The following is a 13,131-nucleotide window of genomic DNA, read 5'->3' as shown; positions in this document are numbered from 1 at the left end:
AAATGGACAAAAAACAACCCCGGCGGTATCTAATACCATCGGGGTTTTGTTTTTAAGGAGCTCCTGGAAATGGAGTTCATTATGTTTAATAGGAAACCGTATTCTATACAATACGATTTCCTGTTGAATAACTATTGATTACTGATTTAAAGCCTGCTCGATATCCGCTATGATATCATCCGCACTTTCGATGCCGACAGAGAAACGGATCAGGTCCGGAGCGATACCGGCTTCCTTCAATTGTTCGTCGGTCAACTGGCGATGCGTATGGCTTGCCGGATGAAGCACACAAGTACGGGCATCGGCCACATGAGTAACGATAGCAGCCAGCTTCAAACTGTCCATAAACTTGATAGCTACCTCGCGTCCGCCTTTCAGTCCGAATGACAGGACACCGCATGAACCGTTCGGAAGATATTTCTTTGTCAGTTCGTAATATTTATTTCCTTCCAGATCCGGATAGTTTACCCAGGCTACCTTGTCGCAATTCTGAAGCCATTTAGCTACGGCCAGTGCATTTTTACAATGCTGCGGCATACGCAGATGCAATGTTTCCAGTCCCAGGTTCAGCAGGAAAGCATTTTGCGGAGACTGGATAGAACCCAGGTCACGCATCAACTGGCTGGTAGCCTTGGTGATATATGCCAGTTTCCCGAATGTCTTTGTGTAAGTCAGGCCATGATAGGAGTCATCCGGCTGGCAGAGGCCCGGGTATTTGTCTGCATGCGCTTCCCAATCGAAGTTACCGCTGTCGACGATACAACCTCCGACGGCAGTCGCATGTCCGTCCATATATTTGGTCGTAGAATGCGTAACGATATCGGCACCCCATTCGAATGGGCGGCAGTTGATCGGTGTGGCAAATGTATTGTCGACGATCAATGGAACGCCATGTTTGTGAGCGATACGGGCAAACTTTTCAATATCCAGTACCATCACTCCCGGGTTGGAGATCGTTTCGCCGAACAATAACTTCGTATTCGGGCGGAACGCTTTGCTGATTTCTTCTTCACTGGCATCCTGGTCGATGAATGTACATTCGATGCCCAGCTTTTTCAGGGTAACGGACAGCAGATTGTATGTCCCGCCATAAATACCGGTTGCGCTTACGATATGGTCGCCGGCTTCGCAGATATTGAAACAGGCAAAGAAGTTGGCAGCCTGTCCCGATGAAGTCAGCATTGCTGCCACACCACCTTCCAAAGCGGCGATCTTGGATGCTACGGCATCGTTGGTCGGGTTTTGCAGACGGGTATAGAAATAACCACTCTCTTCCAGATCGAACAGTTTCGCCATTTGTTCGCTGGTCTCATACTTGAAGGTAGTACTCTGATAGATAGGCAGAACGCGAGGTTCTCCTTTTTTAGGTTGCCAGCCACCCTGCACACACAAAGTTGCCGGCTTGAATGAATTGCTCATATTATTAAATGTTTGCTATGTAATTATATTCTGCTGACAAAAGTAAAGAATAGTTCGTTCCATTAATACAAATCTACGATCATTTATAAAAAATAGGGTACTGTTTAAAAATAATCTTTACCTTTGTCCTCGGTTTTGGTGTCACAAATCCAGTTCTACGGAAAAGTGATGAAAAGGGAATCAGGTGAAAATCCTGAACAGACCCGCTGCTGTAAGCTCCGCCAAAGTCGTTGAACACAACTCAATCCACTGTTCGCAATGAATGGGAAGGACGTTCAATGATGGAGTAAGTCAGAAGACCTGCCAGAATCAGTAGTTTTAAGCTTTCGAGGAATAAGGCTGAAAAACATGTAAGTAAGGACTTGACTGTATTTGGTAGGGAGTTCCGACTGTTCATGTGGTCCATTCTGTTTTATCGAAAGCCTGTCGTTAATATATAATGTTTTTGATGGGATGAGAGGTTTCATACATGTATTTTTGTTGTTTATTTGTTTGTTCCCTGTAAGTCTTGCGGCGCAAGACAGGGTTACGCTGTCCGGAGAGGTGAGGGGAGAAGATGGTGCTCCGCTTCCTATGGTTACTGTTGCCATCGAAAATACGACGGCAGGGACATATACCGACGACCGGGGGCGCTATTCACTAAGTCTGAAACCCGGAAAGCATACTCTTATAATTACCTTGTTGGGTTATAATACAATAAAAACAATTCTCGATATCCGTAGAAACAAAACGCTCGATTTCGTTATGGAAGAAAATTCCGTAACCCTGAACACTGTTGAGGTGTATGGCAAATCGAAAACACAGAAGGTCAAGGAAGGTGCCCTGACCGTCAATGCGTTGGATATAAAACCACAGATCAGTTCCTTGAAGAACCTGAACGAAATGGTTAACCGGACAGCTGGCATCAAGATCAGGGAAGAAGGAGGGGTAGGTTCCGATTTTGACCTCTCCATTAACGGGCTGTCGGGTAATTCGGTGAGATATTTTATTGACGGTATGCCGCTGGATGCAAAAGGTAGCGGTATTTCACTGGCCAATTTGCCTGTAAATATTATTGACCGGGTCGAGATATATAAAGGAGTAGTTCCTGCCAGCCTGGGGGCCGATGCTTTGGGAGGAGCTATCAACATCATCACCAATCAAGACAAGAAAAATTATCTCGATGCCTCTTACGGCATCGGCTCGTTTCACACGCATCGGGCTGATCTGAATGGTCAGTTCGTAGAGCCGAAGACTGGATTGATCATGAAACCGACTGTCGGTGTCAATTACTCGAAAAATGATTATATGATGAAAGGTGTCGAGGTCTGGGATGCAGATAGCCGTAACTATATTGAAGTCAACCGCAAACGGTTCCATGATGATTATTTTTCCTTGCTGGGGCAACTTGAAGCCGGCTTTGTCGATAAGTCCTGGGCAGATGCTTTCTTTGTTTCCGGCTCTTATTCCAAAGTAGATAAGGAGTTGCAGACCGGTTCTATCCAGACTAAGGTCATCGGAGATGCAGAGCGTCGCGGCAGTGCTTGGAATATTTCAGCCCGTTATCAGAAGCGTTTTGATAAGATCAATACCAGTGCATCGTTATCCCATACCTGGGATCGCTCGCTGACTGTTGATACTGCCTATCGTATTTATAACTGGGACGGCGGTTTTACCCCGTCGTCCCGTAATGAGATCAACGGTCGCGGACGATCCATGCGTCATTATGACCGGCCTCTGACAATTTTCCGCGGAGGTGTTGATTATACTATCAACCGCCATCATTCCTTCAGCCTGAACTATTTACTCAACCGTACCGGAAACAATCGCCGCGACGATATTGATGAAACATTTGAACCGACCAATGATGTTTTAACCAAACATATCCTCGGGTTGACCTACAACCAGTCGTTTTTCGACGGAAGATGGGAGAGTACGTTATTTGTCAAGGATTATATCAACGCAACATCTGTCGAGCAGAATGATCTTTCATGGATAACAGGTTCGGATGAGGTTGACAGGAATGCGACTAAAAATTACTGGGGAGGCGGATTCGGCTGGCGTTTTATATGTTGGGAAGCGTTGTCTGCTAAAGCCTCTTTTGAACATAGTGTGCGGCTGCCTCTGTCTCGGGAGTTGCTTGGAAACGGAACGACTATCTATCCGAATCTCGCCCTTAATCCGGAAAGCAGTGACAATATTAACTTCGGCCTTTTTGGTAATTGGCATCCTGCTTCCGGTCATTCATTTTACTATGAGGCGAATGGATTTTTACGCTTTGTAGACGATTTCATCCAGGCAACGGTTTCTGAAAAAGAGGGGATGATGCAATATGAAAATATACCGGCGGTACATATCAAGGGAGCTGAAGGCGAAGTCCGATATAACTGGAAAAACAGCCTCCGGATAGTGGTCAATGCCAGTTACAATGAAGCCCGCGACCAGAAAAAGTACAAGACAGACGGTAAACCTTCGGCTACTTATAAAAACCGCGTACCCAATCGCCCCTGGTTTTATAGTAATGCGGATGTCAGTTATACATTTCATGATCTGGCCCAGAAGGACGACGATCTCCGTATCGGGTATTCCTGGCAATGGATACACTGGTTTTATCTTTCCTGGGAGGCTTATGGTGCTATCGAGAGTAAATCGCGTATCCCGACCCAGAATATATCGAATGTAAATGTGACCTATTCGTGGAATAAACAGCGTTACAATATATCGTTGGAATGTAGCAATCTATTTGACTCTACCGCTTATGATAATTACAAACTCCAGAAACCTGGACGTGCGTTTTTTGCCAAATTCAGATTATTCATTAATTAATAATTAAATATTCATACAAATGAAAAAGTTTCAGTTACTATTTTATGCATTCATTATGGCAATGGTTACATTGTCTTTCAATGCTTGTTCTAACGATGACGATCCTAAGCCGACCCCGGAACCTACTCCTGAGCCAAAGAACTATCACTTTGACATCTGGATTGCTCTGGATAAACATGGTGGCATGGGACGTGATGTTCAAACGCTGGTTAAAAGTATAGATTCTCTTACTGCTGGCTCAACTCCCATTGACTTTAAAGGAGATGGCACTGAGGTTCACTCGGTAATGTCTCTGGAAACCATTGTCAAAGGGAAATATTATTATCAGGTACCTGTATCAGGTGATCGTATATCAAAGTACATATTGTCTGATAATACCATCAAGAATATTCAGTCTTATCCTTTTAGCGAAGGTACGAATACTTATGATACCCGTAAATATACACATGCCTGGATTGACGACAATACGCTGGTGATTATGGCTTCTAACGGGGATGGAGACAAGATTATCTGGACGAAACTGAATACTACTAATATGTCTTTAATTGAAGAAGGTATTCTTGATATACCTCTTCCAGAAGGTGATAAGTTGTTCTCGACTTCCGGTATTTTGTCTTATCGTAAAAGCGATAATAAGCTGATATATTTCTATTTGGGTAAGAAAAGTAAACGTGGCGATACAACACCTTTCTTCTTTACTACTGTGATTAATGTAGAAACAATGGCAGTAGAAAGCAATATCCAGAACACGATAGCTCACCAGATGGTAGGTAGTGCTTATGGTGAATTATTGCAGAAATGTACATTGGTTGATGAATCCGGAAATCTTTATCTGGCTTGCTTCTCTGAAAATGAAGATGGGACGGAAAAGAGCCATCTGATTCGTATTAAGGCCGGTGAGAAAGACTTTGATCCTACATACAATGCTTTCACCAATGCCGGAAAACTGATTTCTCTTGAATACCTGGGAGACGGAAAAGTGCTTGCTTATGCCCGCCAGGATGATCTTGGCATGGATATTGACAGCTATAGCCATTATTATACAGTCATCGACCTTAATACGAAAACCAGCAGCCGTGTACAATACAACGGAAAGGATCTTCCATACAGTGGTGGCCGTTTCTCTCAACGTACGGCAATTGTTGACGGTAAGGCTTATATCGGTGTTAATCCGGAAAACACCAACCCTTGTATCTATATTTATGATATAAAGACAGGTAACGTTGAAAAAGGTGCTGATATTGCTGAAGGCTATTACTTTGAGCAGATCCGTGTACTTGATAACGAAGATGCTGAATAATTATCTTTCAGGTTCAGCCGGTAGTCATCCATTGGACAAAGGGTAACTACCGGTTACAAGGTATAGGTGTTTTGATTTGTAAATAAGGGACCTTTGATTACAAAACATATATGTTTTGAAGTCAAAGGTCCTATGTTTTTTTCGGGGGTGTCCTGATCCGGCATACTACAAGTTTAAATGTAGGACAGTAGTGTTATTGTAGATAGCACACCGTGTTAGTCATAGTGATACTATAGTGCTGTTATAGCCAGGTCTATAGTGTTAGAGAGAAAATGTTCGAAATGACTGCACCACAATCACTTCGGCTTTACGAATCCTACCGGATTGCGCGGTTTATCAGATAGCTTCTTTTGTACCTGCAATTCCGCCAGTGTTTTATTGATCAGATCCAATTGTATCCGGGTATCTTCATTGATATCATTGTAGTCGGTAAATACCTCTTCGATGTATTCTTTGAGTTCATTGACTTCCTGTTGAAGTTTTGTTGTTTTATCGACTGTAGGATTGGCTATCATTTGCCGGACAGCCACAAAAGCACGCATAATGTTAATATTGACCTGTATGGCTATATCTGAATTTAACACACCAGAGAGCATTGCCAATCCTTGTTCAGTAAAAGCATACGGCAGTTTGCGGGTACCTCCCCATCTTGATGTCGCAAATTGCGATTTCAAGATTATCCACTCATCGACATTGAGTTGGAACATAAAATCTTTAGGGAATCGCTTTATATTCCTTTTCACAGCTTCATTAAGTCTTCGTGTTTCTACTTGATAAAGTTCAGCTAAATCAAAATCCAGCATGACTCTTTGACCTCTTATTTCATAGATCTTACTTTGAATAATTCGTATTTCATTCATAGCAGGTTTATTTTATGATTATTACTAATCGCAAATGTAATGATATAAATCAATATTACTTCATTTATCAAAATAAACTTCTCACTTCAATATCTTCTTTTGTAAGGCCCTGAACCAGATAAAGGAAACGATTCCTTTCAGCATGCTGGAGATACTGATTGCCCACCATACACCGACGATTCCCAATCCCATGGCGGATAATACAATAGCCATCGGTATACGCAGCGAGTTGAAAGTAATGCTGATGATTGCAGGGGGAACCGTCCGTCCTGTTCCGTAGAACAAGCCCTGCATAGTGATCTCCAGCATCATGAACAACATCGAATATCCGTCTATTCGCAGGAAAATACCTCCGGCCTCGAAGGCTTCCTTCTGGGGGACGATCAGTGAGAAGACTTCGCTGCCGTAAAAGACGAATAATAAGGTACACAGAATACCGAATACAGTCGTCATCTTCAATGTCGTGTGATAGGCTTCCAGCACCCTGTTCTTTTCGGAGGCTGCATAGTTCTGGGCGACGAAAGCACTCAGTGCCGTGCTGAATCCCTGGGAGGTGTTCCAGGCTATCGCTTCAATCTGTCCTCCGGCGGTGAGTGTCATCAGGCCGATATGTCCACCGTAAGTGGAGGCTGTGCGTGCCATGAAAATGTTGATGATGGCAAATAGCGTGTTCAGCATGGCTACCGGCAGGCCCAGTTGCAGAATTCTTTGTGAATAGTTTTTCTTTAGTCTGACGAAGAAGGAGAATCCTCCCAGTAACCTGCTTCTCCATTTTAACTGATATACAAAAATGGCACATACCGTGGCTTGCGATAACCAGGTTGCCCAGGCGGCTCCGGCTGTTCCCATATCGAATACAAAAATGAATACCGGGTCGAGTATCATATTAATGATAAGTCCCGTTCCGCTGATGTAAAAGGGTATTTTACTTAGCCCTGCCGCATTATGGATGCCGGTGAAGGCTGCCGAGAGGAATATAAAAGGAAAGGCGGTCGATACGATCCGTAAATATTCGACAGCACTATCTGCAATAGGAGCTTCCAGTTTATAGACACCGATGATCGGATGGGCAAAGACAAAAAGAAGCAATCCCCAGCAAACGGAGATGATCAGGGCAATGGTAAGGTTGTGGGATGAATAATTCCGTGCATCCTCTTCATTTCGTGCACCTATACTTTGCCCCACACTTACTTCCGAACCGACTTTATTCAGCAGAGAGATCGAATTGGTCATCCAGGTAAGGATGCCGACAGCTCCGATGGCGGCAACGGCTTCACTGCCCAGCCGTCCTACCCAGGCCATATCGGTGATGCTGTAAGCCATTTGAATAAAAGAAGTACCCATGATCGGCAATGCCAGATTGAATAGCTGCCGTTTGATAGGGCCTTGTGTCAGGTTTTTTGTTCCTTGCATGTTCTGTCTTATTTGGGTGCAAAAGTAGGAATAAAGTAAATATAATTTAGAATTAAAGCAGTCAATAGTCTGGTTAGAGTGCCTGAGTTTTAGTAGAACTATGGTGTTTTAATATACAATAATATAATTAACAAAAAAACAATCAAAATATATCGCAAAAGTCTTGCCTTTGAAATATTTAAACAATAACACCATTCTATTGAAAGCAAAATTAAACAAAAATATCCAAATATAAAAGTATTACTTAAAAAAAGTGATATAAGAGATTAGAGATAACTCAATATAAACCATAAGAATTCAGAAATAAACACCATAGTTCTACTAAGACTATAGTCATTTTAATAGCTTTAATTAGTTAAAATTAATTTATATAGATAATTTAAATATATAGGCCTATGATATAAAGATAGAAAAAACTTACAAGAAAAATTAAAGTGGTGATTTACATAATGATAAGTTACGCACTTAGAACTATTCATTTTAACCTTTTTATAATAATACAAGAAAATGCAACAGACAAAGAATTATGACTATCCTTTGAGAAGGAAAGGTTCAATATTTCGAGTATCAAAAGTCACTTGCGGATTGCTGTTTTGTTTAACGACAGGAGTATTTGCAACTGGTGAAAATGTAGATTTGTTAACCTCAAATCGGAATGAGAATATTGCGACTAACCAAGTCGGTAAAAATATAACGATTATGGTTCAGGATGAAACGGGACCGATAGCAGGAGCCAATGTTGTCGTAAAAGGAACTACAAACGGAAATACTTCAGACATGGACGGAAAGGTTGTTTTGCATAATGTTCCTAATAACTCGACTTTAGTGATTTCTTTTATCGGTTATATAACTCAGGAAGTGAAAGTAAACAATCAGGGGATTATCCATGTGAAACTGGTGGAAGATACTAAAGCCTTGGAAGAAGTTGTAGTAATCGGCTATGGTTCTTTGGATAAGAAGCAGGTTACTAGTGCAATCACATCTTTGAAGGCTGAAGATCTGATGGTTGGTGTAAGCGGAGCGGATATTACAACTTCTTTACAAGGTAAGATTGGTGGTTTGGTGATGAACAATTTGGGAAGTGCCAATTCTGGAACGACGATTCAGTTGCGTGGTATGACTTCTATTAACTCAGGTAGAGTTCCTCTTGTTGTGATTGATGGTTTTCCAGGTGGAGATATTCGTTCGTTGACACAAGAAGATATCAAATCTATTGATGTTTTGAAAGACGGTTCGGCAGCTGCGATCTATGGTACACGTGCAGCTTCGGGGGTAATATTGATTACAACTAAAAGCGGTTCTGACACAAGTGGAAAAGTGAAATTGACTTATAGTAATGAGTTTACTAAAAAACAGAACTATAATGCACCCGAGATGTTGTCCGGACGTGAATATGCTGAATATAATATCGGTACGGATTACGGATCGAATACAAACTGGTGGGATGAGTTACTCAATAAGAATAACTTCTCCCAGAAACACCATTTGGCATTGGAGATGGGTACGGAAAAGGCCCAGTTGTACACATCTTTCTTCTATGAAAAAAACGAAGGCATTGCTAAACAAGATGACCGACAGGATTATGGAGGCCGTATCAATGTAACGTTTAAGTTGTTTGACGACTGGTTTGAAGTTCGTCCGGCAGTCGATTATCGCCAGGCCAAACGTAATAACCATTATCCGAATTTTCAACAGGCGATGCGTAACAACCCGACTCGTTCACCTTACGATCCGGAAAGTGAGACAGGCTATAATGTGTGGACGAACGAATCATTGGACTACAACGTGGTAGCTGATGCCATGTTAGAAGATTATTTTGGCATGGATAAATGGTTCAAGCCGGAAGTCAATTTAAAATTGAATGTGAAATCGATTCCGGGATTGAATTATCAACAGACTATTGGATATGAAAACCGTCAGTGGGAACACCATTTGTATTATCCGAGTACGCATCGTGATGAGATCGAAAATTCTCGTAAAGGACATGCTTATTTAGGTTTTAGCAAAACAGAAAACTTGACTTCCGAAGGTTACTTCTCTTATGTAAAAGATTTAAATGACAGTCATAGCTTAAACGCTACAGCTGGCTATTCTTATTTTGAAACAAATGGAGAAAGTTTCGGTATGGATAACTACAATTTCTCGGTCGATGGTATCAAATATTGGGATATAGGACAAGGTAGTTATCTGTCGGATGGTAAGGCAGGCATGAGCTCCAGCAAATCGGTTACAGAACGTCTGTTCTCGTTGTTTGCCCGCGCCAATTATTCTTATCAGGACAAGTACATGGCTTCAGCTGCTATCCGTCATGAAGGTTCTTCCAAGTTTGCTTCTGATAATCGTTGGGCTAATTTCTGGTCTGTAACAGCTGGTTGGCGTATTTCTAACGAAGAATTTATGAAAAAGTTCGAATGGCTGGACGACTTGAAAATTCGTTTCGGCTATGGGGTGACTGGTAATAACGACTTTAGTGCAACTTACATGGCAAATATGTTAGGTTCGGATACGAACTGGATGATGCCTAACGGAACATGGGCTTATTCATACGGAAAATCACAAAATGTCAATCCTAATTTGGGATGGGAAGAAAAGAAAGAATGGAATTTGGGAGCAGACTACTCGTTCTTTGATGGTCGTCTGTATGGTAAGTTTGACTACTACCGTCGCAAGGTGGATAATCTGCTGTTTAGCGTGAAAGTTCCGCAGCCTCCATATACCCAAGGTAGTCAGATGCAGAATATCGGTTCGATGGAAAGTAAAGGTTGGGAATTTGAAGTAAGTGGCGATATCATCCGCACAAAAAATTTCACTTGGTCTACCAACATGAACTTAAGCCATAATACAGGAAAGATCCTGACTTTGGAAGGCGACAATTCATATCATAATGGTAACGGTTTCGTTGCTCCGGGTTCTCCGGGTGATGCTTCTCGCATGGAAGCCGGTTCCACGATAGGTTCTTTTTATATTTGGAAGTTTGCAGGATTTGACGACGAAGGCAAATTTTTGTTGTACAACAAGGACGGAGAAGTGATTCCTGCTGCACAAAAGACGGAAAATGATAAGCAATATATTGGTAACTATACTCCGAAACTGATTATCGGTTGGAGTCATACGTTGACGTATAAAAACTTGGATTTGGGTATCAACTTGCGTAGTTGGATTGATTTCGATGTGTATAATACGATTAATATGTATTACGGTATCCAAGGCCAGGGTAATTTGAATGTGTTGAAAGACGCTTATGGTAAGTTTGACCATATCAGAGGAGAAAAGCAGATTTGTGATTATTATCTGGAAAACGGTACTTTCTTAAAAATTGATGCCATCACATTGGGCTATACACTTCCGATGAAGAAGTTCACAAACAACTTGATTGATAGGATTCGTATTTACGGTACGGTTGGTAATGTTTGTTCGATCACTGGCTATAGCGGTATGAATCCGGAAGTCAATATCACTGGTTGGGATCAAGGAACGGAAAGATTCTGGAGCGATTTCTATCCGGTTGTTCGTACTTGGACATTAGGTATGCAGTTTAACTTCTAATACAGATTGTAAGATGAAAAAGAAAAATATATTCCAATTGATTTTATCCGGACTAATCTGCCTGTTGGGTGTTACTTCTTGTAGCATTGAACCTGATTTTTATTCGCAAGTGGTTCCGGAAACATTCTATGGTTCTCAGGATGCCGTATGGCAGCGTTTTAATCGCCCATTTACTCACTGGCGCTGGTATATCGCTCATGATGAACCTCGTTGGGCGTTACAAGAACTGGGAACTGACGAATATTGTCTACCGACACGTGGTAGCGACTGGTATGATGGGGCAAACTATCAGAAGTTTCATCATCATGAATATACGGAAGACATGACCCGTGTGGAAACAGGCTGGACCAACTTTGCGATGGGTGTTGCTTTGGCTTGGGATGCATTAGAAGATTTGGAAAAAGTAGATTTCGATGCGTTAGGATTTCCCGAAGGCACACGTGAATCTATGCTGAACCAGCAGCGCGTATTGGCTGCGTCTTTCTATTTGGATGGTTTAGATTTCTTCGGTGGCGTACCCTTGTACACGACTACGCAGAGCGAAGTAAAAGGACGTTCAACAGATGTCGAAACGTTCAACTTTATCGATTCATTGTTGAAAATTGCCGTTCCCAACCTTCCTGTCAAAGAAACATTAGGTGCGATGGAAAACGGTTCGATTAATCAGGCCGCCGGTGCAGCTTTGCAAGCTCGTTTATATTTTAATGCTAAATCTTATATCGGTAAGGAGATGTATACGGAGGCTGCTCAGATCTGTCAGGATATTATTAACGGTAAATATGGTCAGTATGCTTTGGAATCGGATTGGACAAATATTTTTGGATTCAACAACGAACGTTGTCCTGAAATTATCTGGTCCGTACCAAGTCAGAATGCTAAAACGGAAACAGATGCCGGATATTGGACATGGCAAGTTCCTTACAATTATAAGAATTATTTAGGAGGCTTGGAAGGTTCAGGTTCCAATAATGGTATAGGTTTGATTCCGAGTCTAGACCCAACTGGCAAGCGTTATTCCTACAAATTAGGTGGTGCTTATGCCAAGTTTAATGACAAAGACATTCGTAAACAACCATATGTATACGAAGGAAACGGTAAATTTCGTGGTATGTTTATCGTAGGCAAACTGGTAAATCCATTGAACTCGGAATGGACTTGTACGGGTACACGTGAATATGCGGGTGAGGTCATCACGGTTGTAGACCAGGTTGCTTATTTCTCCAAAGTAGGAAAAGATCCGAATTATCCGGATTTAGCATCCTTGCCTTCGACTATCGCGACTGCAGAAGAAAATTCTTGTGTGCGCGTAGTGAAACGCAGTCCGCGTCCGAATCAAGATGAGTTCAAGCGCAAAGGCGATCCCGACTGTCCGGTAATTCGTTTGGCCGAGATCTATTATATGCTGGCAGAATGTAAAATGCGTGCGGGTGACAAACAGGGTGCTGCAGATCTGATCAATACAGTTCGCAAACGTTACTTTGAAGACGGAGTCGATCCCGATCCGGTAACAGTTGCAAATCTGGATAAATATCGTATGCTGGACGAATGGCAATTGGAATTTTTGGCCGAAGGCCGCCGTCGTACAGACTTAGTTCGGTGGGATGCTTACGTGACAGAAGACTGGTGGGATCATAAAGCAACTAATAATCCAAATTTCAACCGTTTTCCTGTCCATTACAGTCTGATCGGTGCTAACAATCTATTGGAACAGAATCCTGGATACGGAAATAAGCAGTAATTTGGTTAAGAAAATATCAAAATTCTTTCTTTAGACCTTGAAAAAGAGAG

7 protein-coding genes and 1 riboswitch are annotated in these 13,131 nt (G+C 42.0%); of the genes, 4 read left to right on the top strand and 3 right to left on the bottom strand.

Annotated elements, in window-relative coordinates; all coding sequences use genetic code 11:
• Nucleotides 1-138: 138 nt before the first annotated feature.
• A complete protein-coding gene (locus DWW91_RS16860) occupies nucleotides 139-1,419 on the bottom strand; it encodes an O-acetylhomoserine aminocarboxypropyltransferase/cysteine synthase family protein (protein ID WP_007654833.1) in 1,281 nt (426 codons plus the stop codon).
• 119 nt (nucleotides 1,420-1,538) lie between these two features.
• Nucleotides 1,539-1,742, top strand: a riboswitch (cobalamin riboswitch).
• A 130-nt stretch (nucleotides 1,743-1,872) separates the two neighbouring features.
• Between DWW91_RS16860 and DWW91_RS16855 the strand changes: the two genes are divergently transcribed.
• Together DWW91_RS16855 and DWW91_RS16850 are read left to right on the top strand one after the other, a co-directional pair.
• Nucleotides 1,873-4,224, top strand: coding sequence for a TonB-dependent receptor (locus tag DWW91_RS16855; RefSeq protein ID WP_122328403.1), 2,352 nt, complete (start codon nucleotides 1,873-1,875; stop codon nucleotides 4,222-4,224).
• A 19-nt stretch (nucleotides 4,225-4,243) separates the two neighbouring features.
• Nucleotides 4,244-5,524: a hypothetical protein gene (locus tag DWW91_RS16850; protein WP_122328402.1), complete on the top strand. Its 1,281-nt coding sequence runs from the start codon at nucleotides 4,244-4,246 to the stop codon at nucleotides 5,522-5,524.
• A 296-nt stretch (nucleotides 5,525-5,820) separates the two neighbouring features.
• Here the strand turns inward: DWW91_RS16850 and DWW91_RS16845 are convergent, their stop codons facing one another.
• Both DWW91_RS16845 and DWW91_RS16840 read right to left on the bottom strand, forming a co-directional pair.
• Nucleotides 5,821-6,384, bottom strand: coding sequence for an ORF6N domain-containing protein (locus DWW91_RS16845; RefSeq protein WP_007654827.1), 564 nt, complete (start codon nucleotides 6,382-6,384; stop codon nucleotides 5,821-5,823).
• Nucleotides 6,385-6,465: 81 nt separating this feature from the next.
• The gene (locus DWW91_RS16840) at nucleotides 6,466-7,797 is read right to left on the bottom strand and encodes an MATE family efflux transporter (RefSeq protein WP_007654825.1); all 1,332 of its coding nucleotides are present in this window, start codon (nucleotides 7,795-7,797) and stop codon (nucleotides 6,466-6,468) included.
• Between the two features lie 507 nt (nucleotides 7,798-8,304).
• On the opposite strand from DWW91_RS16840, the gene DWW91_RS16835 reads away from it, so the two are divergent.
• Nucleotides 8,305-11,343: a SusC/RagA family TonB-linked outer membrane protein gene (locus tag DWW91_RS16835; RefSeq protein ID WP_122328401.1), complete on the top strand. Its 3,039-nt coding sequence runs from the start codon at nucleotides 8,305-8,307 to the stop codon at nucleotides 11,341-11,343.
• A 13-nt stretch (nucleotides 11,344-11,356) separates the two neighbouring features.
• The gene (locus DWW91_RS16830) at nucleotides 11,357-13,081 is read left to right on the top strand and encodes a RagB/SusD family nutrient uptake outer membrane protein (protein ID WP_122328400.1); all 1,725 of its coding nucleotides are present in this window, start codon (nucleotides 11,357-11,359) and stop codon (nucleotides 13,079-13,081) included.
• Nucleotides 13,082-13,131: the final 50 nt, after the last annotated feature.

It is taken from the genome of Parabacteroides sp. AF17-3 (assembly GCF_003635445.1).
In the GTDB taxonomy this organism is placed as follows: Bacteria; Bacteroidota; Bacteroidia; order Bacteroidales; family Tannerellaceae; genus Parabacteroides; species Parabacteroides goldsteinii.
The sequence above is the reverse complement of the archived record's forward strand: the minus strand, read 5'-3'. Positions and strand labels throughout refer to the sequence as shown.

Excerpts from the sequence above, each read along its gene's own strand:
- DWW91_RS16855 (WP_122328403.1), top strand. The coding sequence starts at position 1,873 with ATGAGAGGTTTCATACATGTATTTTTGTTGTTTATTTGTTTGTTCCCT.
- DWW91_RS16840 (WP_007654825.1), bottom strand. The coding sequence starts at position 7,797 with ATGCAAGGAACAAAAAACCTGACACAAGGCCCTATCAAACGGCAGCTA.
- DWW91_RS16850 (WP_122328402.1), top strand. The coding sequence starts at position 4,244 with ATGAAAAAGTTTCAGTTACTATTTTATGCATTCATTATGGCAATGGTT.
- DWW91_RS16835 (WP_122328401.1), top strand. The coding sequence starts at position 8,305 with ATGCAACAGACAAAGAATTATGACTATCCTTTGAGAAGGAAAGGTTCA.
- DWW91_RS16830 (WP_122328400.1), top strand. The coding sequence starts at position 11,357 with ATGAAAAAGAAAAATATATTCCAATTGATTTTATCCGGACTAATCTGC.
- DWW91_RS16860 (WP_007654833.1), bottom strand. The coding sequence starts at position 1,419 with ATGAGCAATTCATTCAAGCCGGCAACTTTGTGTGTGCAGGGTGGCTGG.
- DWW91_RS16845 (WP_007654827.1), bottom strand. The coding sequence starts at position 6,384 with ATGAATGAAATACGAATTATTCAAAGTAAGATCTATGAAATAAGAGGT.